The 24,737-nt window shown below is 58.3% G+C and carries 25 protein-coding genes; 12 read left to right on the top strand and 13 right to left on the bottom strand.

The features are described 5' to 3' along the window. Nucleotides 1-11: 11 nt before the first annotated feature. The gene (gene ftsY / locus B9P63_RS03165) at nt 12-1,187 is read right to left on the bottom strand and encodes a signal recognition particle-docking protein FtsY (RefSeq protein WP_085307118.1); all 1,176 of its coding nucleotides are present in this window, start codon (nt 1,185-1,187) and stop codon (nt 12-14) included. Nucleotides 1,188-1,307: 120 nt separating this feature from the next. On the opposite strand from ftsY, the gene B9P63_RS03160 reads away from it, so the two are divergent. Continuing rightward, nucleotides 1,308-1,700, top strand: a complete 393-nt coding sequence (locus B9P63_RS03160) for a hypothetical protein (protein ID WP_085307117.1) — start codon at nt 1,308-1,310, stop codon at nt 1,698-1,700. 315 nt (nt 1,701-2,015) lie between these two features. Here B9P63_RS03160 and xseA read toward each other — a convergent pair whose 3' ends face one another. After that, nucleotides 2,016-3,569 carry an exodeoxyribonuclease VII large subunit gene (gene xseA, locus B9P63_RS03155; RefSeq protein WP_085307207.1) on the bottom strand — a complete coding sequence of 518 codons (1,554 nt, stop codon included), beginning with the start codon at nt 3,567-3,569 and terminating at the stop codon, nt 2,016-2,018. 81 nt (nt 3,570-3,650) lie between these two features. On the opposite strand from xseA, the gene purD reads away from it, so the two are divergent. After that, a complete protein-coding gene (gene purD / locus B9P63_RS03150; protein WP_085307116.1) occupies nt 3,651-4,913 on the top strand; it encodes a phosphoribosylamine--glycine ligase in 1,263 nt (420 codons plus the stop codon). Nucleotides 4,914-4,998: 85 nt separating this feature from the next. On the opposite strand, the gene B9P63_RS03145 is transcribed toward purD, so the two are convergent. After that, entirely contained in the window at nt 4,999-5,694 is a 696-nt protein-coding gene (locus tag B9P63_RS03145) for an FG-GAP repeat domain-containing protein (RefSeq protein WP_085307115.1), read from the bottom strand. Further along, complete coding sequence (locus B9P63_RS03140) at nt 5,694-6,017, bottom strand: 2Fe-2S iron-sulfur cluster-binding protein (protein WP_085307114.1); 324 nt, start codon at nt 6,015-6,017, stop codon at nt 5,694-5,696. Before B9P63_RS03140 ends, B9P63_RS03145 begins: the two co-directional genes overlap by 1 nt. A gap of 192 nt (nt 6,018-6,209) precedes the next feature. Here B9P63_RS03140 and B9P63_RS03135 point away from each other — a divergent pair, with 192 nt between their 5' ends. Then, complete coding sequence (locus tag B9P63_RS03135) at nt 6,210-6,782, top strand: peptidoglycan-binding domain-containing protein (RefSeq protein WP_085307113.1); 573 nt, start codon at nt 6,210-6,212, stop codon at nt 6,780-6,782. Between the two features lie 70 nt (nt 6,783-6,852). Here B9P63_RS03135 and B9P63_RS03130 read toward each other — a convergent pair whose 3' ends face one another. From B9P63_RS03130 to rpiA, 6 genes are all read right to left on the bottom strand, one after another. Beyond that, nucleotides 6,853-8,352 (bottom strand): Do family serine endopeptidase, encoded by a 1,500-nt coding sequence (locus B9P63_RS03130; protein ID WP_085307112.1) that lies wholly within the window; start codon nt 8,350-8,352, stop codon nt 6,853-6,855. Nucleotides 8,353-8,520: 168 nt separating this feature from the next. Then, complete coding sequence (locus B9P63_RS03125) at nt 8,521-8,721, bottom strand: DUF2065 domain-containing protein (protein WP_085307111.1); 201 nt, start codon at nt 8,719-8,721, stop codon at nt 8,521-8,523. Nucleotides 8,722-8,725: 4 nt separating this feature from the next. Beyond that, on the bottom strand, nt 8,726-9,598 hold the full coding sequence (gene hflC / locus B9P63_RS03120; RefSeq protein WP_085307110.1) for a protease modulator HflC: 873 nt from the start codon (nt 9,596-9,598) through the stop codon (nt 8,726-8,728). Beyond that, a complete protein-coding gene (gene hflK, locus B9P63_RS03115) occupies nt 9,598-10,746 on the bottom strand; it encodes an FtsH protease activity modulator HflK (protein ID WP_085307109.1) in 1,149 nt (382 codons plus the stop codon). Before hflK ends, hflC begins: the two co-directional genes overlap by 1 nt. 72 nt (nt 10,747-10,818) lie before the next feature. After that, the gene (gene gor, locus B9P63_RS03110; protein ID WP_085307206.1) at nt 10,819-12,177 is read right to left on the bottom strand and encodes a glutathione-disulfide reductase; all 1,359 of its coding nucleotides are present in this window, start codon (nt 12,175-12,177) and stop codon (nt 10,819-10,821) included. An 18-nt stretch (nt 12,178-12,195) separates the two neighbouring features. Beyond that, nucleotides 12,196-12,984 (bottom strand): ribose-5-phosphate isomerase RpiA, encoded by a 789-nt coding sequence (gene rpiA, locus B9P63_RS03105; protein ID WP_085307108.1) that lies wholly within the window; start codon nt 12,982-12,984, stop codon nt 12,196-12,198. A gap of 114 nt (nt 12,985-13,098) precedes the next feature. Here rpiA and B9P63_RS03100 point away from each other — a divergent pair, with 114 nt between their 5' ends. From B9P63_RS03100 to B9P63_RS03090, 3 genes are all read left to right on the top strand, one after another. Beyond that, nucleotides 13,099-13,803 (top strand): glutathione S-transferase family protein, encoded by a 705-nt coding sequence (locus B9P63_RS03100; RefSeq protein WP_085307107.1) that lies wholly within the window; start codon nt 13,099-13,101, stop codon nt 13,801-13,803. Next, nucleotides 13,803-15,176, top strand: a complete 1,374-nt coding sequence (locus B9P63_RS03095) for an L-serine ammonia-lyase (RefSeq protein WP_085307106.1) — start codon at nt 13,803-13,805, stop codon at nt 15,174-15,176. The genes B9P63_RS03100 and B9P63_RS03095 overlap by 1 nt, the downstream gene beginning before the upstream one ends. A 124-nt stretch (nt 15,177-15,300) precedes the next feature. Further along, the gene (locus B9P63_RS03090; RefSeq protein ID WP_085307105.1) at nt 15,301-16,209 is read left to right on the top strand and encodes a DMT family transporter; all 909 of its coding nucleotides are present in this window, start codon (nt 15,301-15,303) and stop codon (nt 16,207-16,209) included. On the opposite strand, the gene B9P63_RS03085 is transcribed toward B9P63_RS03090, so the two are convergent. Continuing rightward, nucleotides 16,163-16,846, bottom strand: a complete 684-nt coding sequence (locus tag B9P63_RS03085) for a thiamine diphosphokinase (RefSeq protein WP_085307104.1) — start codon at nt 16,844-16,846, stop codon at nt 16,163-16,165. The genes B9P63_RS03090 and B9P63_RS03085 overlap by 47 nt on opposite strands. Nucleotides 16,847-16,985: 139 nt before the next feature. On the opposite strand from B9P63_RS03085, the gene B9P63_RS03080 reads away from it, so the two are divergent. Continuing rightward, nucleotides 16,986-19,061, top strand: a complete 2,076-nt coding sequence (locus B9P63_RS03080; protein WP_085307103.1) for a hypothetical protein — start codon at nt 16,986-16,988, stop codon at nt 19,059-19,061. A gap of 77 nt (nt 19,062-19,138) precedes the next feature. Here the strand turns inward: B9P63_RS03080 and B9P63_RS03075 are convergent, their stop codons facing one another. Together B9P63_RS03075 and B9P63_RS03070 are read right to left on the bottom strand one after the other, a co-directional pair. After that, nucleotides 19,139-19,384: a DUF2842 domain-containing protein gene (locus tag B9P63_RS03075; protein WP_085307102.1), complete on the bottom strand. Its 246-nt coding sequence runs from the start codon at nt 19,382-19,384 to the stop codon at nt 19,139-19,141. After that, nucleotides 19,384-20,679 carry an adenylosuccinate synthase gene (locus B9P63_RS03070; protein ID WP_085307101.1) on the bottom strand — a complete coding sequence of 432 codons (1,296 nt, stop codon included), beginning with the start codon at nt 20,677-20,679 and terminating at the stop codon, nt 19,384-19,386. The genes B9P63_RS03075 and B9P63_RS03070 overlap by 1 nt, the downstream gene beginning before the upstream one ends. 216 nt (nt 20,680-20,895) lie before the next feature. Here B9P63_RS03070 and B9P63_RS03065 point away from each other — a divergent pair, with 216 nt between their 5' ends. From B9P63_RS03065 to B9P63_RS03045, 5 genes are all read left to right on the top strand, one after another. Further along, nucleotides 20,896-21,291, top strand: coding sequence for a DUF6524 family protein (locus B9P63_RS03065; protein ID WP_425439730.1), 396 nt, complete (start codon nt 20,896-20,898; stop codon nt 21,289-21,291). Continuing rightward, the gene (locus tag B9P63_RS03060) at nt 21,284-21,766 is read left to right on the top strand and encodes an OsmC family protein (RefSeq protein ID WP_085307204.1); all 483 of its coding nucleotides are present in this window, start codon (nt 21,284-21,286) and stop codon (nt 21,764-21,766) included. The genes B9P63_RS03065 and B9P63_RS03060 overlap by 8 nt, the downstream gene beginning before the upstream one ends. A 63-nt stretch (nt 21,767-21,829) precedes the next feature. Continuing rightward, nucleotides 21,830-22,198, top strand: coding sequence for a preprotein translocase subunit SecG (secG, locus tag B9P63_RS03055; RefSeq protein WP_085307100.1), 369 nt, complete (start codon nt 21,830-21,832; stop codon nt 22,196-22,198). A 195-nt stretch (nt 22,199-22,393) separates the two neighbouring features. After that, nucleotides 22,394-24,037 carry a CTP synthase gene (locus B9P63_RS03050; RefSeq protein WP_085307099.1) on the top strand — a complete coding sequence of 548 codons (1,644 nt, stop codon included), beginning with the start codon at nt 22,394-22,396 and terminating at the stop codon, nt 24,035-24,037. Between the two features lie 40 nt (nt 24,038-24,077). Continuing rightward, nucleotides 24,078-24,737, top strand: coding sequence for a hypothetical protein (locus B9P63_RS03045; protein WP_085307098.1), 660 nt, complete (start codon nt 24,078-24,080; stop codon nt 24,735-24,737).

Below are 24,737 nucleotides of genomic sequence, written 5' to 3'. Positions count from 1 at the left end.
GAAGATGAAGATCAAAGAGTGCGCCCCGTGAGTGCGTTGGCAAAGTCCTCGGGATCGAACGCATCGAGGTCGTCAATCTGCTCACCCACGCCGATGGCATGGATCGGCAGGCCGAATTTATCAGCAAGTGCGACAAGCACGCCGCCTTTGGCCGTGCCATCAAGTTTGGTCATCACGAGGCCGGACACATCGGCGAGCTTTTGGAAGGTTTCCACTTGGTTCAGCGCGTTCTGGCCCGTCGTGGCGTCCAGAACCAGCAGCGTGTTATGCGGCGCGCTGGGGTCTTTTTTCTGGATCACGCGCACGATTTTGGACAGCTCTTCCATAAGGTCGGCGCGGTTTTGCAAACGCCCTGCGGTGTCGATCATCAAAAGATCGGCGCCGTCCGCTTCGGCTTTGGTCATCGCATCGAACGCGAGGCTCGCAGGATCGGAGCCTTCGGGCGCAGTTAGAACGGGCACGCCTGCGCGCTCGCCCCAGACCTGAAGTTGCTCGACCGCGGCAGCGCGGAACGTGTCACCCGCAGCGATCACCACGTTTTTGCCAGCTGCGCGAAACTGGCTGGCGAGTTTGCCGATGGTCGTCGTCTTGCCCGAACCGTTGACGCCGACAACCAAAACCACCTGGGGTTTCTTGGGATAGATCGGCAAAGGCTTGGCCACGGGCAGCATGATGCGGGTGATTTCAGCGGCGAGCAGGTCCTTGATCTCAGCGCTGGAGAGTTTGCGCCCCATGCGCCCCTCGGCCATGTTCGCGGTGACGCGCAAGGCCGTGTCCACGCCCATGTCAGAAGCGATTAGCAATTCTTCGAGTTGCTCGAGCATATCATCGTCAAGCACACGGCGCACGGCAGGTTTCGACGTGGTTTTGCCCATGATACGGCCCATGAGGCCCGATTTTTCAGAAGCAGATTTTTCAGCCGCAGGAAGCTCAATGGCAATTTTTTCGACAATGTCTTCAGGGACGAGCGTTGCCGCAGACTTTGGTTTTTTCACAAACGTCGCAAGCTCGGGCTCTGGCTCGGGCACTGCCGCGAGCGGAATTTGCTCTACGGGCTCCGCAAGAACAGCCGTTTCAGGTGCTTGGCCTTCATCGCTGCCACCCTCCTCGATGATCGCATCGAGGCCTTCCTCCAGCTTGGAAGAAGATTTGAACAGCTTGTCTTTGAGCTTTTTGAAAAACGCCATGGGCAGAACTCCGCTAATTCACATCACCTAAAGGCGATCCGCGCGATTTGAAAGGCCTGAGCGATTGAATTTACCAACGCCCTGCCTCACCATGAAAGTGCGAACATCCGGAGGCCTATCATGCGAATTGCTTTTCTGTGCACCGCGCTCTTGTGCACCGCCCCTGCCACAGCCGCTCCAATGGATGCAGCTGAATTCGAACGCTATACGCAGGGCAAAACGCTGCACTTTAGCGAAAGCGGCGTACTCTACGGCGCGGAGCGGTATTTTGAGGGACGCAAAGTCGAGTGGTCGTTTCTGGATGGGCGCTGCAAGAGCGGAGAATGGTACCCGCAAGACGGATATATTTGCTTCACCTATGAAGACCGAGGCACGCCGCAATGCTGGGAATTTGAGCGAGAGGGTCGCGGCTTGATCGCAACGTTCAAAGGCCAAGGCCAAGCGTTGGAGTTATACTCGGCAGAACCTTCGCCAGAGCACTTGTATTGCATGGGTCCAGATACGGGAGTATAGTAAACCATTATTTTTTTAATTAGAATTAGGTTCAAGCCGCAGAATTTATGCTGGCAGTTAAGATATTAATTTTGTGAGTTTCAAACGTTTAAACGTAGCCAAGATTTAGGGCGATTTACCCGTTATGAGATTATTTACCTGTGGAGATTGCGGCCACAAGTTGCGTTTTGGCGCAAAAAAATGTGGCCGTTGCTATGACGCCACACCAATTTACAACCGGCGCATCGCGATCTTACTCCTAGCCCTGCTGGTTTTTGCTTTGGTCTTTGTCCTCATCTGATTCGAGGCAGCCCTTGCCGCACGGGCCTTGCTGCATCAAAAAAGCGAGCCTTGCGTGCCTTTTTTTGAAACGCTCGCGCTTGGCCTTGCAGTTTTCTTCGCGCCGATACTAAGCGTTCCGTCCGCAAACTCGATATCGAGCACGGCATGTGCTTTGGCCAATTTCGTGCTGGTCAGAACCTCGCCCTTGGCGCTGCGCACGACCGCGAACCCGCGCTCCAGCGTCGCTTTGTAGCCAAGCGTCAAACGCAGCCGATCGAGCGCATCGAGCTTGCGCGCGCGCTGGCTATGCGCGACTTCTGTGGCCTGTTTGAAACGGCGCATAAGCTGTGCCAAGGCGTCGTTGCGCCTGTCGATTTGCGGGGCCAAAGACAGCGTATCAAAGCGTTTCGTTATCCTTGCAAGATCGCCCTGCGCAGCGGCGCTCGAACGCTCGAGCGCTGGGGCAAGGCGTTTGCCGCGATCCTCGCTACGCTCGCGCGCGCTATTTATCGTGCGTGCCAGCAGCGAAGGGCGCAGCGCGCCGGAGGCTTCGCTAAGCGCGGCGCGGCCACGATCAACCCGCGCCGTTAACGCGCCCGGCAAACGCGCAGCGGCCAGATCAAGCCGCTGCTGCGCGCCCGCCGTCAACGCATCAACACGCGGCAAGGCGCGGCTGAGATCGCGCAGTTTTTCACCGCGATAGTTGAGCGCGGTACGCATCGCGCTGATTCGGCGGCTTTCAATCTCCTCAAGGCGCGCAAGCAGTTCTGCGCGCACAGGCACGGCCAGCTCGGCGGCCGCCGTCGGCGTTGGCGCGCGCAAATCAGAGGCAAAATCAATGAGCGTCGTATCTGTCTCGTGACCAACCGCAGAGATAAGGGGAATACCCGAGGCAGCAGCGGCGCGCGCCACAGATTCCTCGTTGAACCCCCAAAGATCCTCGATCGAGCCGCCTCCGCGCGCGACGATGATCAGATCGGGTCGCGGCAAAGCGCCGCCAGCGGTGAACGCATTGAAGCCGTCAATGGCGCGGGTGACTTCGGGTGCACAACGCTCGCCCTGCACGGCGACAGGCCAGATCAGCACTTTACGCGGAAAACGATCACGCAAACGGTGCAAGATATCGCGGATGACTGCGCCGGTGGGGGAGGTGATTACGCCAATAACTTCGGGCAGGAACGGGATTTGCTGCTTGCGCGCGGGATCGAACAGACCCTCCGCCGCCAGCTTTTTCTTGCGTTTTTCCAGCATCGCCATAAGCGCGCCTTCACCCGCAACGGCGACATCCTGCACGTTCATCTGATACTTGGACTGGTTCGGAAATGTGGTCAATCGCCCCGTCGCGATGATTTCCATCCCCTCCTCGGGCATCACCGACAGGCGTGCCACCTGTCCTTTCCACGCGGTGCAACCCAGCACCGAGCGGTCATCTTTAATATCGAAATAGAGATGCCCCGAGCGCGCATGCACGACCCGTCCCACTTCGCCGCGAATCCGGACGTGATCGAACGTGCCCTCGATCGTGCGCTTTACCGCAGTGGAAATCTCGGAAACGGTAAATTCGGGTTCATTCGCCCCCTCGCGGGGATCGTCGATCAGATCGGACATCGGGCCTGCCTTGTGCATCTTTTGGGGGCAGACTAGAACGCAAGCGGCAGAAGTCCAAGTGATCGCATAGGGGTAAATTGCATGAATATTCTCATCCTTGGGGGCGGCGGACGCGAACACGCACTAGCCTGGGCCGTAATGCAGAACCCCAAATGCGACAAGCTGATCGTCGCGCCGGGAAATGCCGGGATCGCAAAGATCGCCGATTGTGCGGCTTTGGACATCGAGGACGGCGCTGCCGTGATCGGCTTTGCCGAGGCCGAGGCGATTGATTTCATCATAATAGGTCCTGAAGCGCCCCTTGCGGCGGGCGTATCCGACGATCTGCGCGGCGCTGGTTTTTTGGTATTTGGCCCCTCGCAGGCAGCGGCGCAACTGGAAGCGTCCAAGGCCTTTACCAAGGAAATTTGCGATGCGGCTGGCGCACCTACGGCGGGCTATGGCCATTTCACCGATGCGGAAACTGCTAAAGCTTATATTCGCGAGAATGGAGCGCCAATCGTGGTTAAGGCCGATGGTCTAGCGGCGGGCAAAGGCGTCGTCGTCGCCATGAACGAGGCCGAAGCGCTGGAAGCCGTGGACGATATGTTCGGCGGTGCTTTTGGCGGGGCTGGCGCGGAAGTGGTGATCGAGGAATTCATGGAGGGCGAAGAGGCCTCTTTCTTCATTTTGTGCGACGGAACCGACGTACTGGCAATCGGCACGGCACAAGATCACAAGCGCGTCGGCAACGGCGACACAGGCCCGAACACGGGCGGCATGGGGGCCTATTCCCCTGCCCCCGTCTTGAGTGATGCAATTGCCGAGCGCGCCATGCGCGAGATCGTCAAGCCCTGCATGGCCGAAATGGCGCGGCGCGGCACGCCCTATCAAGGGGTGCTTTATGCTGGCCTCATGATCAAGGACGGCGCACCACGCTTGGTGGAATACAACGCACGTTTCGGCGATCCCGAATGTCAGGTTTTGATGATGCGCCTAGGCGGGCAGGCTTTGGATTTGATGCAGGCAGCCGCGCAAGAACGGCTTGCAGAGACGCAGGTAAACTGGGCCGACGATCACGCAATCACGGTGGTGATGGCGGCGAACGGCTATCCTGGCGCATATGAAAAAGGCTCTGTTATTGAGGGCTTGGAGGGACTGCTCGAGGATAGTTTCAACATGACCTTTCATGCAGGCACAGCACTTTCAGATGGCGCGATTGTTGCTACAGGCGGGCGGGTTTTGAACGTCACCGCTCGCGGAGCGAGCTTGGCCGAAGCACACAAACGCGCCTATGAAATGGTCGATGCGATCGACTGGCCAGGTGGGTTTTTCCGCAGTGATATCGGCTGGCGCGCGCTTTAAAAGATCGGTTTCCGTTGAACAAGCTCATCGGACCGAAACGGGGGCCAGCCCCCGTACCCCCGAGGTATTTGAAGACCGAAGAAGATTAAGGGCAGGATGTCGCGACCTTGAGCGATGCGGGCCCTTTGAACGGTCCAAGATCACGGGACGTGAACGAGCCATCCGCGTAGCGCGTCGCGATGATACGTGACCAGTTTGCGTTTGCGGTAATAATTTCAGGGGCACCTGAGCAGGTTCTGATGCCGCCCGAGATGAAATCCTCGCCAATCTTGTGATTTGTCAGACCCGGCAAGTCGGCGAGGTGGCGCAGCGCTCCGTTCTCGAAACGCCAGATGCGCAGGATCTTGGCAAGATGCGGACGGTCGATGTAGGCCAGTTCGATAGAGCCGTCCTCGTCCAGATCGCCAGCCCCTAGAGGTGCGAGCCAGCGGTTAGCCCGCCCGATATAGGGCGTCGCAGAGATCAGCCCCGTTTCGTCATAAATCGCAAGGCGCGCGCCCTCTGAAATGCTGGCTTCAATGACGACGACTTCCTGATCACCGTCCAGATCAACATCGATCAAACGCGGCACCAGATCTTCGAATACGCGCGTTTCGGGCAAGCGCAGGGTAATCTGCTTGCCAGAATCCATCGTCAAGACCAGCGCACCATATTCGATCGCATCGCCCAGAACACCATGTGCATAGCGCGTCGTCGGCTCGCTATATTGCGCGTGCTTTACGCCCGCACAGAGCATGTTTCCCGTGCAAAGCGCAGTGATCAGAGCCGCTGCGCGCAACATTAGATTTGCTTTTCAGGCATCTGTACCACAAGACCGTCCAGCGCATCCGTGACCTTGATTTGGCAGGTCAAACGCGAGCGTGCCTCATCAGGTTCATAGGCAAAATCAAGCATGTCGACTTCCATATCGTCCTTCGCAGGCAATTTTTCCGCCCAATCGGGATGCACGTAAACGTGGCATGTAGAGCACGCGCAAGCACCGCCGCAATCGGCTTCGATGCCGGGAATATTGTTGTCACGCGCGCCCTCCATGACGGTCATGCCGTTTGCAACGTCCACGACATGCTCTTTGCCGCCATGCTCGATATATGTGATCTTCGCCATTCTCTCGTCCCTTCGATACATTTGGCGAATATCTAGCGTCACAGCCTCCGACGTGCCAGTCCAATTAACGGCAAGGTGATCGTCAATTCCGCCACTTTCGCTGCGATTAACTTCACACTGTCCCTTTTTGCTGAAACACATTAGCATGAGCGATAGATTGCCAATAAGGCAACAAGCAGTGAGACAGGCGCAATGCAGCATATCTCCTCCGATTTCCCGCGTTTTGCGGCGATCCGGCGCGCGAGCGGGCTTGCTGCGCTATGCTTTTTGGCGGCCTGTTCTGACCCTTTTGAAGTGGTGAGCAAAGCCGCTTTCGAGCAAACCGATCTGGTTTACACTCAATCGACGCCGCCGCCCGGGGCGGCTGAGGGCAGTTGTTGGGGCAAACATGTCACACCTGCGAAAGTTGAAACCGTGACCCATCAGATCCAGCTACAACCGGCAGAAGTGCGCACAGACGGTACAGTCAGCGCGCCGGGGGTCTACAAGACCGAAACATCGCAGATGATCGTGAAGGAGCGGCGCGAGCTTTGGTTCGAAACGCCCTGCGCGCCAATGCTCACGCCCGAATTCGTGTCAACCTTGCAGCGCGCCTTGAAAGCGCGCGGGCATTATCGCGGGGCGGTGTCTGGCTATATCGATGCGCGCACGCGGGCGTCGATCCGCAAGTATCAAGCGCCCCAAGGGCTTGATAGTGCGATCCTTTCCTTGGCGGCAGCGCGCAAACTTGGGCTTGTCGCCTACGATCTGGATCGCAGCGGTTAAATTCTGAAATTACGATAAACGAAAAAGGCCCGGCGCGCAGTGCACCGGGCCTTTTTAGGTATTGCTTTACTCAGCGCATTGAGCTGTCTTCAAGCGACAGCGCGACAAAGCGAGGATCACCCGAGCGGCGCACCAGTAGCAGCAAGGACTTGCGCCCAGCTTCGCGTGCCGCGTCGATTTGCGTGCTCAGATCATCGACGCTGGCCAGCTTTTGCTGCCCCGCTTCGGTGATCACATCCCCCGCGCGCAGCCCTTTTTCATATGCTTTGCTCAGATCATCGACGTCCTGCACCACAAGGCCGGTGGCCCCTTGCGCCAGATCAAGCTGCTCGCGTAGATCATCGGTGATTTCGGAAACCGTCATGCCAAGAATATCTGTCTTGGCAGGCGCTTCGGGTTCAGCGGGCTGAGCGGCAGGAACTGCGCCCTCGGCCTCTTCGCGCCGCCCAAGCGTTACCTTGAGCGTTTGCGTCTTGCCATCGCGGAACACGACGACGCGGACCGCTTTGCCCACAGCCGTGTTGCCAACCGTGCGCACCAGCGAGCGCGTATCGACGACTTCCTTGCCATCAAAACTCATGATGACGTCTCCCGATTGGATACCTGCCTCGGCAGATGGGCCTTCGGGCACGTCCGTCACCAGCGCGCCGGCAACCTTTTCGAGGCCAATGGCTTCTGCCACGTCCTCGGTCACATCCTGAATGCGCACACCGAGCCAGCCACGGCGCGTTTCACCGAACTCCTTGAGTTGATCGACCACTTTGATCACGACGTTGGACGCCATGGAAAAACCGATGCCGATGGAGCCGCCATTGGGTGACAGAATGGCGGTATTCACGCCAACGACCTGACCGTCCATATTGAACAGCGGACCGCCGGAGTTGCCCCGGTTAATCGCCGCATCGGTCTGGATATAGTCATCATACGAGCCACTTAGCGCACGGTTGCGCGCCGACACGATGCCTGCTGAAACAGAGAAGCCCTGCCCCAGCGGATTACCCATGGCCATAACCCAATCGCCGACGCGCGCAACGTCGCTATCGCCGAAAGTAACGAAGGACAGCGGCGTTTCCGCTTCGACCTTCAAAAGCGCGATGTCGGTGTTCGGATCGGTTCCGATGACTTTGGCGGGAAGTTCCTGTCCCTCGAAAAACTCGATCAGGATTTCATCCGCACCTTCGATCACGTGATTGTTCGTGACCACGAAGCCATCTTCGGAAATCACAAAACCGGAGCCAAGCGCGGAAGAGCGGCGCGGACGATCGCCGTTGCCGCCGCCGTTGTTGTTACGATCCTGGAATTCCCGGAAAAAATCTTCGAAGGGCGAGCCTTCTGGCACCACGCCGCGCGGCGTGGTCGAACGCGCGACAGTGGTGGTCGTGGTAATGTTCACCACGGCAGGGCTAATTTTTTCAGCCAGGTCAGCAAAACTTTCAGGTGCGCCGCGCGCAGCCGCGCTTAGGGTTTGAAGCAAGAGCAGTGCAACGCTAAGCCCCATCGCCAGCGCCCATTTGAGCTGCGTGCGGGTATCGCGTTGCGATGAATGTGAGAGGGCGAGTGCCTTTGACATTGTGAGAAGACCTCCTTCTTGGTCTGAGCCTCTGCCAGATCATGAAGTGATGCTGGCCTTTATACTCATCTTCTATCTAGGCTCTTAGCCACGCAACGCAAATCTCGTTTCAATGTCTCAAGCGGATGTGAAGAAAGAGTGAATATCAGTGATGGAACCGGATTTTTTTCATCCCGCCCCCAAGGCGCGAGCTGCAAACAGAAAACACACGCCCAAAACGATGACCAGAAAGCCAAAAGTGCGGCGCTTGTCGATGGGCAATTTGCGCAGCGCTTCAAGCAGGTCTTCGACAAGCGAAGGGGCCAGTGCATACACCAGCCCCTCGATGATAAAAACCAATCCGATTGCCAATAAAATGTTGGCAAACATCAGGTTACTCCGATTTTGTATCCGACTTCAGATAGTTGAAGAAGTCGCTATCGGGTGACAATACCATGGTCGAGTTGTTGCCCTGAAGCGCAACGCGGTAGGCTTCAAGCGAGCGGTAGAATTCAAAGAACTCTTGATCCGCGCCATAGGCCGTCGCAAAGATTGCGTTACGCTCAGCGTCAGCTTCACCGCGGGTGATTTCACTATCACGGCGCGCATCGGAGACGATTTCAACCTGCGTTCTGTCCGCCAAAGCGCGCACACGTTGCGCCGCCTCGTTACCACGAGCAATCTCGTCCGCCGCCTCACGTTCACGCTCTGCGCGCATCCGTGCGAAAGTGGATTCGAGGTTGGCTTGCGGCAAATCGGTGCCCTTCAAGCGCACGTCGATGACTTCAAGACCAAGTGCGCGTGCTTCCGTGATCGCTGCGTTACGAATGCGCAGCATCAGCGCTGCACGGTCCGAACTCAGGATATCGTTGGAAGACACGGAACCCAGAACTTCACGCGTTTCAGCGCGCAAAATACTGTCGAGACGGTTTTCGGCAGCAGGGATGCCACCCGCACCAACCGCTTGACGGAACTGGTTCACATCCGAAATCCGGTAGCGCGCGAAGGCGTCTACGACGAGACGGCGATCATCTAGAGGCGTGACTTCGAGAGGTTCGATATCACGGCTGAGGATACGGTCGTCATAGCGCACAACCTCTTGAATAAGCGGGAGTTTGAACGCCAGGCCCGGCTCCTCTTTCACGTCGACGACGCGTCCGAATTGCAGAACCAGCGCCTTTTCACGCTCGTCCACGATGAAGACAGAAGACAAAAGGCCCACGACGATGATCACTGCGATCGGCAGGAGATACGTTGTCTTACGCATTAGTTGGTTCCTCCGGAATTCTTACGCAGTTCATTGAGCGGCAGATAAGGCACGACGCCTTGGCCGCCCCCTGTGCTGTCGTCAAGAATGATCTTGTCAACGCGGCCCAGAACTTCTTCCATGGTCTCCAGATAGAGGCGCTTGCGCGTCACTTCGGGAGCTTTCTGGTACTCAGCCAAAACGGCTGTGAAACGCGAGGCTTCACCAGTTGCTTCGTTGATCACGCGGGCACGGTAGCCTTCAGCCTCTTCGAGGACCTGAGCCGCTTCACCGCGTGCTTCGGCCACGACGCGGTTTGCATAGGCATCCGCGAGCTTTTCGAGGCGGTCACGTTCCTGCTCTGCGGCCTGAACCGAGCGGAAAGCATCGATTACTTCCAAAGGCGGGTCGGCCTTGTCGAAGTTCACACGCACCACATTGACGCCGCTGTCGTAATTATCGAGCGTGAACTGGATCAAATCCTGCAAACGCTGCGCAATCGAACCACGATCCCTGTTCAGGATCGGTGCCAGTTCGGACTGCGCGATAATCTCGCGCATCGCCGATTCAGACACCGCTTTGATCGTCATTTGCGGATCACGCAGGTTAAAGAGGAATTTTGCGGGATCCGTGATGTTCCAGACGACCTGAAAATCGATGTCGACGATGTTCTCGTCGCCCGTCAGCATCAGACCCGCTTCGGAGCCACGACCGCCCACACCGATATCTTCGGTGCGCTCGGAGGTCACGACGACCACTTCGGCCCGAACCACGGGCCAAGGCGCGAAGTTCAGACCGGAATTCCCGATGGAAGAGAATTCACCAAGGAACAACTCGACCGACTGCTCTTCGGGTTTGACCGTGTAAAAGCTGGCCATGCCCCAAAGCACGACTGCCGCGACCGCCGCAAGGCCGACCGTGCCGCGTGTGAACGCGGGGCCGCTTGGACCCCCTGAACCGTTCGCGCCATTGCCACCACCGCGACCGCCCATGAGGACGCGCAGCTGTTCCTGGCCTTTTTTCATCAGCTCGTCGATTTCGGGAATCTGTGGTCCGTCCCCCTCAGGGCGACGACCGCCGCCCCCGCCATTGTTGCCAGAGCCGCGATTATCATCGCCTGACCCATTGTTGCCACCGCCGCCCCATGGGCCGCCGTTATTTCCAGCCATTTAAGCTACTTCCCCTCAGTTATCGTCATTGGGCTACCTATACAGAGTAAACTGGTCAGGTTTGCCAGAATTTCAACCCGTGCGAACAGGTGTTTTCATAGTTACCAGTTCTTCGGACATTGTTGGGTGCACCGCAACTGTGCGATCAAAGTCTTCTTTGGTTGCGCCCATCTTCACGGCAATGCCGGCAAGCTGGATCATTTCGCCTGCGCCAGGCGCGACGATGTGACAGCCAAGCACCTTGCGTGTGGTTTGGCTGACAATCAACTTCATCAACACACGCTCTGCGCGCCCTGCGAAACTTTGCTGCATTGGCTTGAACGAGGTCGCGTAAACTTCGATCGGCTCCTGCTCGCGCGCGTCTTCTTCCGACAGACCTACAGTGCCCATCTCGGGCTGCGTGAAGATCGCGGTCGGGATCAGATCGTGATCCGGCTTCGTTGGATTGCCTTTGAACACTGTCTCGACAAAGGCCATGCCCTCGCGGATCGCAACCGGCGTAAGATTGGCGCGGTCGGTCACATCGCCCACAGCATAGATCGAGGGAACGGCAGTCTGGCTATAGTCATCGACAATCACTTCGCCCTTGCGGCCAAGTTCCACACCGGCTTCTTCAAGACCCATGTTGTCCGAATTGGGCGCACGGCCCGTGGCGAACATCACTTGATCGAACACACGCTCGTCGCCATTGGTGGCTTTGACCCAAATGCCTTTGCCCTCGCGGCGCATTTCCAGAATGTTGGTGCCAAGATGCAGATCAACGCCGCGCTTGCACATTTCCTCGGACACCAGCCCGCGTGCTTCATCGTCAAAGCCGCGTAAAATTTGCGCACCGCGATAAAACTGCGTCGTCGCCACGCCCATCCCGTTCAGAATGCCTGCGAATTCAGAGGCAATATAGCCGCCACCGATGATCAACATCGACTTGGGCAACTCCTCCAGATGAAAGATATCGTTAGAGGTGATGGCCAGTTCCGCACCCTGCATCTCAGGCTTTACCGGACGCCCCCCGACCGCGATCAGAATGTGCTTGGCCGTCTTGCGCGTACCGTCTGCCAGCTCCACCGTATGCGGATCAGCGATGCGCGCGCGTTGATCAAACGTTTCTACGCCCGCATTCCTCAGTAAATTGCGGTAGACGCCCTCCAACCGGTCAAGCTCTGTGTGCATACGCGCCTGAAAATCCGGCCAGTGAAAGCCACCCGCCATCATCTTCCAGCCATAGGCCTGCGCATCTTCTGCCATTGCCCCATAGCCCGACGCGAAAACCATCAGCTTTTTGGGCACACAGCCACGAATGACGCAGGTGCCACCATAGCGATCCTCTTCGGCAAGCGCGACCTTCGCGCCCGTGTCCTGCGCCGCTACGCGCGCCGCACGCACCCCGCCAGAGCCGCCGCCAATAACGAAAAGATCGTAGTCAAAAGTCATCATTTATTCCAAATCTGTTCAGTCGGCCAGATCGGTGAAAAGATTGTCACTTTCCACGAAATCAAGCCGGTCATGTTCCACCGTGCCTGTATTTATGTCCCGCACCTCGACCTTGCCATCCCCGTGGCCGATCACGACTGCGTCACAAATATCAATGAACAGTCCGTTTTCCACAACACCAGGCATCTGGTTGATCACCATCGCAAGCTGGCGCGCGTTGCCGATCCGCTTGAGATTGAGGTCAAGAATATGATTGCCCTCGTCCGTGATAAACGGCGCGTCGCCGTTCATGCGCAGGCTGATCTGACGGCCAAGAACGTCCATCGAAACCAGCGTTTCCTCGACCAGCGCGCGGGTGGTTTGCCAGCCGAACGGAATAACCTCGATCGGCAGCGGGAAGGCACCAAGATTTTCGACCTCTTTGCCAGCGTCGGCAATGACGATCATCTGATCAGAGGCCGTCGCGACGATCTTTTCTTGCAGCAAAGCGCCGCCGCCCCCTTTGATAAGGTTGAGATCACCGTCAAATTCGTCCGCGCCGTCAATGGTGATATCAAGCCAGCGCGCCTCATCCAATGAGATAACTTCGATACCCACTTCACGCGCGAGCTGCGCGGTGCGTGTGGAGGTGGGAACGCCGCGAATACGCAGACCATCGTCGCGCACCATTTCGCCAAGGCAGCGCACCAGCCAAGCAGCGGTCGATCCCGTGCCAAGGCCAACGCGCATGCCATCTTCTACAAAGGCGGCTGCGCGTTTGGCAGCAACAAATTTCGCTTTGTCGATGGGCGACAATTCTCCGGTCATGACATGAATCTCCTTGGCAGTTGCAAACCTTATAAGCGCAGCTTGGACGGGGCGCGAGAGCGGAATGTCGCTTTTCGGCCCTTGCTGCGTGCATATCCAGCGTAAAGAGCGCAGATGAGCCAGATTTACACCCTTCACTACGCCCCCGACAATGCGTCCTTGATCGTGCGCATCGCGCTAGAGCTGATCGGCGCACCCTACCGCGCGCAGCTTGTCGATCGCTCGGTGCAGGCACAACAAAGCGCGCAGTATCTCGCACTTAACCCGCTGGGCATGATCCCCGCACTCGAAACCGAAGACGGCGTGATTTTCGAGACCGGCGCGATATTGCTCTCGCTTGCCGACAAGCATGGCGCATTGTTTCCAGCGTGCGGCGAGCCGTCTCGCAGCGATGCGCTTAAATGGCTCTTCTTTATGTCAAATTCGGTGCATGCGGGTCTGCGCCAGATGTTCTATCCCGCCAAATTCATCGCACCCGAGCATGCAAGCGCGCTGCGCAGGGGCCTCGCCCAGCGCATCCGCAGCGACTTCGCGCAGATAGATACTTTGATCGCCAACGCCGAAACGCCCTGCCTTGGCGGCCCTGGTGCGAGCCTGCTTGATCTTTATGCCTGCACCTGTTTTCGCTGGGCACAGCTTTATCCACGCGACTTCACCAAGGACTGGGTCGCAGCGCAAGAATACCCGAACCTTATCGCCCTTGCGCAAAGACTAGAGACGCTGCCCGCCGTTCAAATCGTGCAAAGCGCAGAAGGCCTTGGCGCGACGCTTTTTTCAAATCCCAACCTGCCCAATCCCCCAATAGGAAGTGCCACCTGATGTTTCTCTCTGTTTTCGATATGTTCAAAGTCGGCATCGGGCCTTCGTCCTCGCACACGATGGGGCCGATGGTGGCCGCGGCACGCTTTCTTGATGCCATGCGCGCCTCGCCCTTCGAATTTGGCGGGGTGCGTGCATCCCTGCACGGCTCGCTCGCCTTTACCGGCGTGGGCCATGCGACGGATCGCGCCACAGTACTCGGCCTCGCAGGGTTCCTCCCCGACACCTATGATCATGCCAGGGCAGAAGCGGCGATGGCGCAAATCATCAAAAACAAAACCGTGTCGCCAGACGGGCTTGGTACATTGGCTTTCGATCCCAAGAACGATCTGAAATTCGATTTCGGCCCCAACCTGCCCGGCCATGCCAACGGGATGATCCTGATGGGCACAGACGCGCAGGGCGATGTGATCTTGCAAGAGACATATTACTCCATCGGTGGCGGTTTCGTCATGACCGAAGCGGAACTCAGCGCAGGCAAGGACACGGACGAGGGCGCGCCGGTCCCCTACCCGTTCAAATCCGCCGCTGAAATGCTGGAGATGGCGAATATCGCGGGCAAAAGCATTGCCGAGATGAAGCGCGCCAATGAAATCTCGCGTGGCTGCACCGAGAGCTTGAAATCAGGCACCGCGCGTCTGTGGCAGGTGATGAACGATTGCATCGACAAGGGGCTCACCCATGATGGTATCTTGCCGGGCGGCCTTAACGTGCGCCGCCGCGCCAAGGGCATCCATGATGCGCTGCTGGCCGAGCGCGGTATGAACCTGAACGCGCCGCACACCATCAACGACTGGATGAGCGTTTACGCCATGGCCGTGAACGAGGAGAACGCGGCGGGCGGTCAAGTCGTGACAGCCCCCACCAACGGCGCAGCAGGCGTGGTGCCTGCGACCATCCGCTACTATCTAGATCACGTTCCGGGCGCGTCGGAGACCAAGGTCGAAGAATTCCTGCTCACCGCTGCCGCAATTGGCGGCCTCGTCAAATTCAACGCATCAATTTCGGGCGCGGAAGCAGGCTGCCAAGCTGAAGTCGGCAGCGCCGCCGCCATGGCCGCCGCCGGGCTCTGCGCTGTTCTGGGTGGCACGCCGGAGCAGGTCGAGAACGCCGCCGAAATCGCGCTGGAACATCACTTGGGCATGACCTGCGATCCGGTCAAAGGGCTGGTTCAAGTCCCTTGTATCGAGCGCAACGGGCTGGGCGCGATCAAAGCCGTTAGCGCGGCATCGCTTGCGCTACGCGGCGATGGCACGCACCTCGTACCGCTGGATGCCTGCATCGAAACCATGCGCCAAACAGGCGTGGATATGAGCGAGAAATACAAAGAAACCTCGCTCGGGGGGTTGGCAGTAAATATCCCGAATTGCTAGCGCGCTCATATTTTGTTTACCGTTTTGCGTTAGCCCAAAGACGTCAGATCACCTAGAGGGCGTTTTTTTAGCCGTCGCCACACTCAAGGATTGCAATCCACAAAACCGCTGTTAACGTTTCAACATGACGCCCGATCGCCCCCTTCTCGGCATTCTTCTGATGCTCGGCTTTTGCATTCTCGCCCCCTTGGGGGACGCGCTGGCAAAAGTTATCGGGCAGACGGTGCCGATGGGGATATTGCTGCTTGTGCGATTTGGCATGCAAGCCCTTCTGCTGTGGCCCGTAATCTTGCTCGGGCGGCGATCTTGGCAAATGTCCAAGCGCGTAATGCGCCTCGCATGGCTGCGCACCGCGCTGCATATGATCGGGATCGGCGCGATGTTCACAGCGCTGCAATACCTTCCCTTGGCCGATGCGGTCGCAATCGCTTTTGTAATGCCGTTCTTGATGCTGATACTTGGGCACTACGTGCTGGATGAAGAGATCGGAGCGCGCAGGATCATCGCCTGCGGTGTCGGATTTATCGGCACACTGCTGGTCATCCAACCTGCGTTCGAAACCGTTGGGTGGCCCGCACTGCTTCCCCTCGTGGTCGCGATCGTCTTTTCCCTGTTCATGCTCGTCACGCGGCAAATCGCCAAGGAAATTGATCCGATCAGCCTGCAAGCCGTCAACGGCGTGATGGCCGTTGTGATCGTATTGCCTGCTTTGCTGCTGCTTGGTGGCAGCAACATCGCCGCCTTCGAAATCATAATGCCGGACCTTCGCGAAACGGTAATGTTGGTTGGCATCGGTGCGCTCGGTACTTTTGCCCATCTGTTGATGACCTGGTCCCTGCGCTTTGCCCCCTCCGCGACCGTCGCCCCGATGCAATACCTGGAAATACCCTTTGCCACGATCGTCGGCTATCTGATCTTCTCGGAATTGCCCGACACATTGGCCTCCGTAGGGATCGCCATCACGATTGGCGCAGGCCTTTATATCGTTATGCGCGAGCGGGCCATGAGCCGGGTTGCTCCCGCAGTGCCTTGAAAGCAATTTCGAAACAATGCGCAGGCAAGATACACAGCATCGCAGGCGCGTTCATCGTTAGCGAAACTGGCCCGGAAGCCTCGTTAGACGTGCCGATCCTGTGACCAGGGGCAAAATCCAGCGCATCAAAGGACCATTTCAGCCCCCGCATCGCGCCGCGCACCGGTGCCAGCGGAAACAGCGAAACCGGTGTCCCAGCGTCCAGCGGCAACTCAAGACGCGCGGGACATAAAAAGACCGTTTCGTTTTCCCCCAGCAATAGACAGCGCTGTCCGGCAAAGCGCATCAATCCGTGAAACACTGCAAGTTGGTGATCAAGGCGACCACCCAGAAACCCGAGCCCTGCAATCAGCGGAGCTTCGATGCGCATTAAGCATTTCTCAAAGTCTGTACTGTCTTGTTCAGCAACCTCGTAAATCACCGACGCGGGCAAGGTTGCCTTTAATTTGCCAGAAAGTGAATCCATATCTCCGATTACCGCCTGCGGCATCAGCCCTTGGCGCAGGATCGGAGCTGCACCGCCATCTGCCGCAACGATGTCCGGAGCATGAACAATAGCGCGCGCCAAAGCTCCCTCGGGCAGCGGAGCGCCCCCAACCAGAGTAATAGGTTCAAATTTGCGAACAATTTTATCCATAGCCCAGAATTGTTCCTCTTTTGGGAAACAGATCACATTTAGAACACGAAATGATACGCTCCCAGTCATAGATTCGGGCCGCTTTGGTCAGCACTGGTCGGTTATTGTCAGACTTGTAACAAAGTAAAGCGAGTAGATCATGGTAAATACGAGCAAAGTTCTCACCGTATCCTACGGCACATTCTCCTGCACTTTGGAGGGGTTTGACGATTCGTTCGATACGATGAAAGCCATTGCGGAGTATTTTCGCGACTTGGCCGCCGACGACCGGTATTTTGGCGCAGAGCCCCCGACACCTGACGCGGAAATGCTGGCGCGCATCGCAGAGCGTGAAGTTTCCCGCCGCGTCGAGGCCCACAGCGATGGCGGCAACATCGTATTGCGCACGCAATTGCCCGTCAGCGGCGCAATCGCCAAGCCAAAGGGGCCGCTAGAAAATAACCCCGGCCCACTAGAGGCTGATTTGGACACATCCGAAGCAGAGCAAGCCCGCCTCGAAGAAGAGCGCATCGCACATGAAGCCGCAGCGCGCGCGCAGGCCAAAGCAGAGCGCCACGCCCGTATCGCACAACAAAAGGCGCAAGCAGAGGCAGAAGCCGCACAAGAAGCCGAGGCGAAAGCCGCGCGCGCGCAGGCTGAAAAGGACGCCGCCAAACAGGCGGAGCTTAACCAAGCCGCAGCTTTGGAGGCCCAAGCCGACGCGAAGGCTCGCGCCGATGAAGAGGCCGCACGCCTTGCCCAAGAAGAACTTGAGCAGGCACAGGAGGATGCGCGCCGCACACAGCAGGCGGCGCAAGCTGCCGCACGCGAGAATGCCGCAAAAGCAGAGCTGGAGGACAACAACGATTCTGTCGCGGCAAAGCTTGCACGCATTCGCGCAGTTGTGGGTCAGCCCGGCAAAACCCCAACGGCACCAGCTTATTCCGAGGACGAACATGCAGACGAAATCATGCAAGGGCGCGATGATGATACCGATCTCGAAGACCTGATCGAGCCTGATTTCGAGCCTGTCTCCGAGGCGCAAAATACCGCCAAATCTCTAACGCAGACCGAGGACGCGATTTCTGGCGTTATATCCCGCCTTGCCAAGCAGACAGAACCTCAGATCGAGCCAGCACCAACCGAAGCTGTCGCTGAGGTCGTACCAACAACCGCAACAGCCCCAACAGCCCCCATTCGCGCCCGCGTGATCAAAATGAAGCGCGAAGAGTTTGAAGCAGCCATCGCAAGCGGCGACATCGAGGAAGACGATGACGTAGACGACAGCGCACAGGCCGAAGCCCCGTCGGTCACGGCCGCACCAATCGCGTCAAAGCCCGCGATCGACAGCTCGCTCTCGGACAGCGAAGAGGACGAACTCGCACGTGAATTGGCCGCAGTGGAGGCAGAACTTGCAGGCCTTTCAGCTTCGGAACCGGTGCCCGCGCCTGCGCAAGACTTGGAGCCAGTACTGGAGCAAAACGTGCCAGAGACGCCCGCAGCAACGCGCGGCTCTGACGATCTTGCGCTCACCCCCGACGTCGAGGTCGATCGTTTGATGGATCAAGCCACGTCCGAGCTGGAAGAGCCGGACGGCAAGAAACGACGCAACGCGCTGGGACATCTGCGCGCCGCCGTCGCAGCCGCGCGCGCCGACAAGGGGTCAGGCGGCAATGCCGAGCAAGTCGATGAAACCGAAAGCTACCGGAACGATCTGGAAAGCGCTGTGCAGCCGCGCCGACCTGTTCGCAGGTTAACCCCGAACGAAAGCGCGCCCGTGCTTGCGCGTCCACCTTTGAAATTGGTTGCAGAGCAACGCGTGGACACCCCCGCTCCGGCACCGCTGCAATCAGAGGCACCTCAACCTGTGCGCCCGCGCCGCATCAAAGCCGGGCAAACGCCGTCCCCCGCGGCTGTGCAACCGCTTGATAGCAACATCGCACCCGAGGGTGGAAGTTTTCAGGAGTTCGCTGAAGAAATGAGCGCAACCGAGCTTCCGGATCTGCTCGAAGCAGCGGCTGCTTACTTGGCGTATGTTGAAGGTAAAGAACAATTTTCCCGCCCGCAGCTCATGACAAAAGTGCGCATGGTCCAGGAAGAGAACTTTTCGCGAGAGGATGGTCTGCGCTCGTTCGGCCAGCTCTTGCGGCAGGGCAAGATTGAAAAGATCAGCGGTGGACGTTTCACCGTTTCCGATCGGATCAGTTTCAAGCCCGACACGCGTGCGGCCGGTTAACACCCCGGTTTCGTAACGAGTGAACGCGGCGGCTCCCTGCCAGGAGCCGCCGCTTTTTTCAATTTAGAACCATGAGCTCAGGGATCATTGCCTTTTGGCGCATCCGGGTCGGCTTGGCCGATCCCCATGAATACCGACTTAAACGGCACGATCCAGATGATGCCAAGAACCACGTAGGTCGCGAACTCCGCCCAAATCGGCGGACGCCCCGTGTAGGCAAACAACGTCGCCACCCCCGCAATCGCGAAGATGATATAAAGCGGCATGCCGATCAATAAAATGATCAACGCCCAGCGCCGGCGGGCTTTATAAGATAGGGCCATCAGTCCTCAAACGGGTCAGTGACAAGGATCGTGTCCTCGCGTTCCGGTGAAGTTGATAGTAGTGCGACAGGGCACTCAATCAACTCTTCCACGCGGCGCACATACTTGATCGCATTCGCAGGAAGCTCTGCCCAGGAACGCGCGCCCTCCGTGCTCTCTGACCAGCCCGGCATTTCCTCGTAGATCGGCGTGCAGCGCGTCTGGTGATCCGCCGCAGTGGGCAAATAATCAATGCGTGTCCCGTCAAGCATATAGCCAACGCAGATTTTTAGCGTCTCGAAACCGTCAAGCACGTCCAGCTTGGTTAGGGAAATCCCCGTGACGCCCGATGTGGCGCAGGTCTGGCGCACCAGCGCGGCGTCAAACCAGCCACAGCGGCGCTTGCGCCCCGTAACTGTGCCGAACTCGCGGCCCCGCTCGCCAAGGCGCTGACCGTCGGCGTCATCAAGCTCCGTTGGAAACGGACCCTCGCCGACGCGCGTCGTGTAGGCTTTGACAATGCCAAGAACGTAATCAATCGAGCCGGGACCGACGCCAACGCCTGTTGCCGCCTGCCCTGCAATCACGTTCGAGGAAGTCACAAAAGGATAAGTGCCAAAGTCGATATCGAGCAGCGCGCCCTGCGCGCCTTCGAACAAAATCCGCTCGCCGCGCTTCTTGCGCTCGTTGAGCACTTTCCAGACTGGCGCTGCATATTGCAGAATTTGCGGTGCAATCTCGACCAGTTGCGCCACCAGCGCATCACGATCAATCGGCTCGATGCCAAGGCCTTTGCGCAAGGGATCATGATGCTGCAATGCGCGATCGACCCGCGCTTCCAGCGTCGCCAGATCACCAAGGTCGGCCACGCGCACAGAGCGGCGACCAACTTTATCCTCATAGGCCGGCCCGATACCGCGCCCTGTCGTGCCAATCTTCGTGCCCTTGGAGGCCGCTTCTTCGCGTGCGCGATCAAGCTCGCCGTGGATTGGTAAAATAAGCGGCGTGTTCTCGGCAATCATCAAAGTCTCAGGCGTGATTTCAACGCCTTGCTTTTGAATGGACGCGATCTCGTTGACCAAATGCCAAGGATCCAGCACCACACCATTGCCGATCACCGACAGCTTGCCACCGCGCACGACGCCCGAGGGCAGCGCATTGAGCTTGAACACCTCGCCATCGATCACCAGCGTGTGACCCGCATTATGCCCGCCCTGAAAACGCGCGATAACGTCGGCCCGCTCGGACAGCCAGTCGACAATCTTGCCTTTACCTTCGTCGCCCCATTGTGCGCCAACGACTACTACATTTGCCATACGAGTGACCTTTCCCATTGCGTCAAACCCGCGCCCGTATAGGCCGCAGACCCGCCAAGCGAAACACCTATTTCGCCGCACCATTGCCAAAAGTCGCGCGCCCCGGCTTCACCTTGCCCTTAAACTCTCCCCGAAGGGCCGCTGCGAATGAACTCCCGCGCTCTGGACAGTGCGCGCGGCTTGGGCAAAACATACTCTCAAAGGAGTGCCATTATGATCCGTATTGCCCTTCGCTGGCTCATCGCCTTTGCGCTGCTCGCCGCAACATATAATCCGACGCAATACAATTGGCTGCACTGGTCGGTGCAGAATTATAGTGATCAACTGCCGCTAATCGTGCTCAGCGGGCTGATCCTGTTGATCGGCTACATCATCTTCATGCGCGCGACGCTGCGCTCGATCGGACCGTTCGGCATGGCGCTGGTGCTCGCGCTCATCGCCGCCTTGCTCTGGGTGCTCTATGATTTCGGCTGGCTTTCGCTGGAAAATCAGGCGGTCAATCTGTGGCTCGGGCTGATCGCTCTCAGCCTCGTTCTTGGCGTTGGTCTGAGCTGGTCGCACATTCGCCGCGCCATCTCGGGACAAGCGGATATGGACGATGTCGATGAGTAGCGAGCACGATTTCGAGCCGCGCATCCGTTGGAGCGGGAATCTCGGCAGCGGTACCTCGCACTATAAGGCCTACAGGCGCGACTGGAGCCTCGAGAGCCCGGGAAAACCCGCCATCTCCTGCTCAAACGATCCACTGCTCGGGGGCGATTCCGCGCTCTATAATCCAGAGGACATGCTGATTGCAGCGCTCAGTTCGTGCCATATGCTCTGGTTCCTGCACCTCGCGTCAAATGCAGGGTTGATCGTGCACTCCTATGTGGACACACCGCTTGGCACGGGCGAAAGCCTACCCGATGGCACCGGGCGTTTCATCCGGGCGCAGTTGCGCCCTGAAATCGGCCTCGCCCCCGGAACGGACGTGAGCTGCGCCGATGAAATCCACGGGCGCATTCATGCGCACTGCTTCATTGCGCGCTCGGTCAACTTCCCCGTCACGATCAAAGCGCGCTATTTTGAAAGCACCGTCGCGGATTGACGGGTTGCACGGAGCGCCGTGATTGCCTAGATAGCTCGCTGAACCAATAGCGCGCAGGCACCCATGGAAAACGTCGTTCTGATCATTCACCTTATTCTGGCTTTGTCCTTGGTCGGCGTCGTTTTGATGCAACGTTCCGAAGGGGGCGGGCTTGGCATGGGCGGCGGCGGTGGCGGCGGCGCAATGTCGGGGCGTGCGGCGGCGACAGCCTTGGGCAAGGTGACTTGGATCCTGGCGATCTGCTTTATCATCACTTCGATCACACTGACGATCATCGCAGCGCAGAAATCTGCCGGCACTTCGGTTCTGGATCGTCTCGGCGATGCACCCGCAGCCGTAGAGGAAAGCGCGCCATCCGGTCTGGGCACGGGCAGTGATCTGCTCCCCCCAAGTGCAGATGATAACGCACCACTGGTGCCGCGCGCGGATTAAGGCCAAAGCCACTACGCTTTGACGCCCCAGAGGCTTGCGCAACATCATGTTGCGCTTGCCTTGCTAAACACACACGAATCCTGTATCGCTCAAATCCCGTGAGTATCGGCGTTCGAGCGATGCTGACCACTTGGAAATTGACCGGTTTTGCCACGCTGATTGGGTGCAAACGGTCCTCACGGGAGCGCTATGAGCATGGCCAGATTTATCTTTATTACAGGCGGTGTTGTCTCCTCCCTCGGCAAGGGTCTCGCCTCTGCGGCGCTGGGATCGCTGTTGCAGGCGCGCGGCTTTTCTGTGCGTCTTCGCAAACTTGACCCCTATCTCAACGTCGATCCCGGCACGATGAGCCCGTTCGAACATGGCGAGGTATTCATCACCGATGATGGTGCCGAGACCGATCTCGACCTTGGCCACTATGAGCGGTTTACTGGCGTTGCCGCGCGCAAGACCGATTCCATTTCGTCGGGGCGCATATACACCACCGTGCTCGAAAAAGAGCGTCGCGGTGATTACCTTGGCAAGACCATTCAAGTCATTCCCCATGTCACCAACGAAATCAAAGACTTTATCGCCATCGGCGAGGACGAAGTGGATTTCATGCTCTGCGAAATCGGCGGCACGGTTGGCGATATCGAAGGGCTACCTTTTTTCGAGGCGATCCGCCAGTTCAGCCATGACCGCCCGCGCGGCCAGTGTATTTACATGCACCTGACGTTGCTGCCCTATCTTGCGGCCTCGGGCGAGCTCAAGACGAAACCGACACAACACTCGGTCAAGGAAATGCAAAGCATCGGCCTTGCCCCCGATATTCTGGTCTGCCGCTCCGAACATCCGATCCCCGAAAAAGAACGCGAGAAAATCGCGCTCTTTTGCAACGTGCGCAAGGAATCGGTCGTCGCCGCCTATGATCTGAAATCCATCTACGAGGCACCGCTGGCCTATCACGAACAAGGCCTCGATCAAGCGGTTCTGGACGCCTTCGAGATCAATCCGGCACCCCGCCCCGATCTGCGCGTGTGGCGCGACGTGGTCGATCGCATCCACAACACCGACGGCGAAGTGAACGTCGCGATCGTGGGCAAATACACCCAGCTTGAGGATGCGTATAAATCCATCAAGGAAGCCTTGATGCACGGCGGCATGGCCAACCGCGTCAAGGTCAACGTCTCTTGGGTCGATGCGGAGGTCTTCGATAGCGAGGACGCCGCGCCCTACCTTGCAGGTTATCACGCGATCCTCGTGCCCGGCGGCTTTGGCGAGCGCGGCACGGAGGGCAAGATCAAAGCGGCGCAATACGCGCGCGAAAACAATATTCCCTACCTCGGCATCTGCCTTGGCATGCAGATGGCGGTTATCGAAGCCGCGCGCAACGTCGCGGGCCTCTCGAGCGCCGGATCAGAAGAGTTCGATCACGAGGCGGGCAAAAAACGTTTCGAACCAGTGGTCTACCACTTGAAGGAATGGGTGCAGGGCAACGCCAAGGTCAGCCGCTCGGCCGATGATAACAAAGGCGGCACTATGCGCCTTGGCGCCTATGACGCGACATTGCAGCCCGGCTCGAAAGTGGCGCAAATCTACGGATCAAACGCGATCGAGGAACGCCACCGCCACCGCTACGAGGTGGATATCGCCTATAAGGACAAACTCGAAGCGGCAGGTATGCGCTTTTCGGGCATGTCCCCCGACGGGCGTTTGCCCGAGATCGTGGAATGGACCGATCACCCCTGGTTCATCGGCGTTCAGTTCCACCCCGAATTGAAATCCAAGCCGTTCAATCCCCATCCTTTGTTCAAGGATTTCGTGCGCGCGGCCAAGGAACACTCGCGCCTCGTATAATTTGCTCTGGCCTTTGTGCAATCTGTGCTAGGATACGCCTATGCGTGTTCTGGCACTTACTCTCGCCCTGCTCTGCACCGCCCCGCTTGGCGCGCAAACAAGCTGCACGCGCACGATCTGTGAAGTACCCCAGAGCAGCCTGAGTTTCACCAGGCTGATCGATTTTAACGATGTAACCTCCTCCCTCGGGATCGGCAGCCGCATCGACGAAGTTCTGGTGCGCGATGGTGTCGTTTTTGGCGAACGTTTCGCGGGCCAGGTTCGCGAAGCAAGTGGCGATTTCGACGTGATCACCGGCACGCCGCTGCTCCCCCTCACCGTCCTTGATGGTGGCCCGGGCCAGACCCTCGGTGCGATGCACCTGCTTGGCACGATCGTGCTGCATGGCCACGGCAATCGCAGTTATCCACGGGTCGAGGCGGTTGGCGAGGGCGCTGTCGCAGTCTTGTTCGAGCGCGATCAACCCACGCTCGGCTTTGACATTCGCGGCGGCGAGCAAGGCTATGCCTCGGTCCAGTTCCTGCGCCGCGACGGCAGCGAGATCGACACCCTCACCCTTGGTCCATTGGCCGAGGACAGCTATGGATTTATGCGACAGGGAATGCAGCCCGATATCGCAGGCTTCATTTTACTCAACACCGACCCACAAGGCATCGCGCTTGATAATTTGCGCTTTGAAGGCTTCGATCTTATGGGCTAG

Origin of the sequence: Planktotalea arctica (assembly GCF_002105285.1) — a bacterium.
In the GTDB taxonomy this organism is placed as follows: Bacteria; Pseudomonadota; Alphaproteobacteria; order Rhodobacterales; family Rhodobacteraceae; genus Planktotalea; species Planktotalea arctica.
This window is presented reverse-complemented; position numbering and strand designations above follow the sequence as displayed.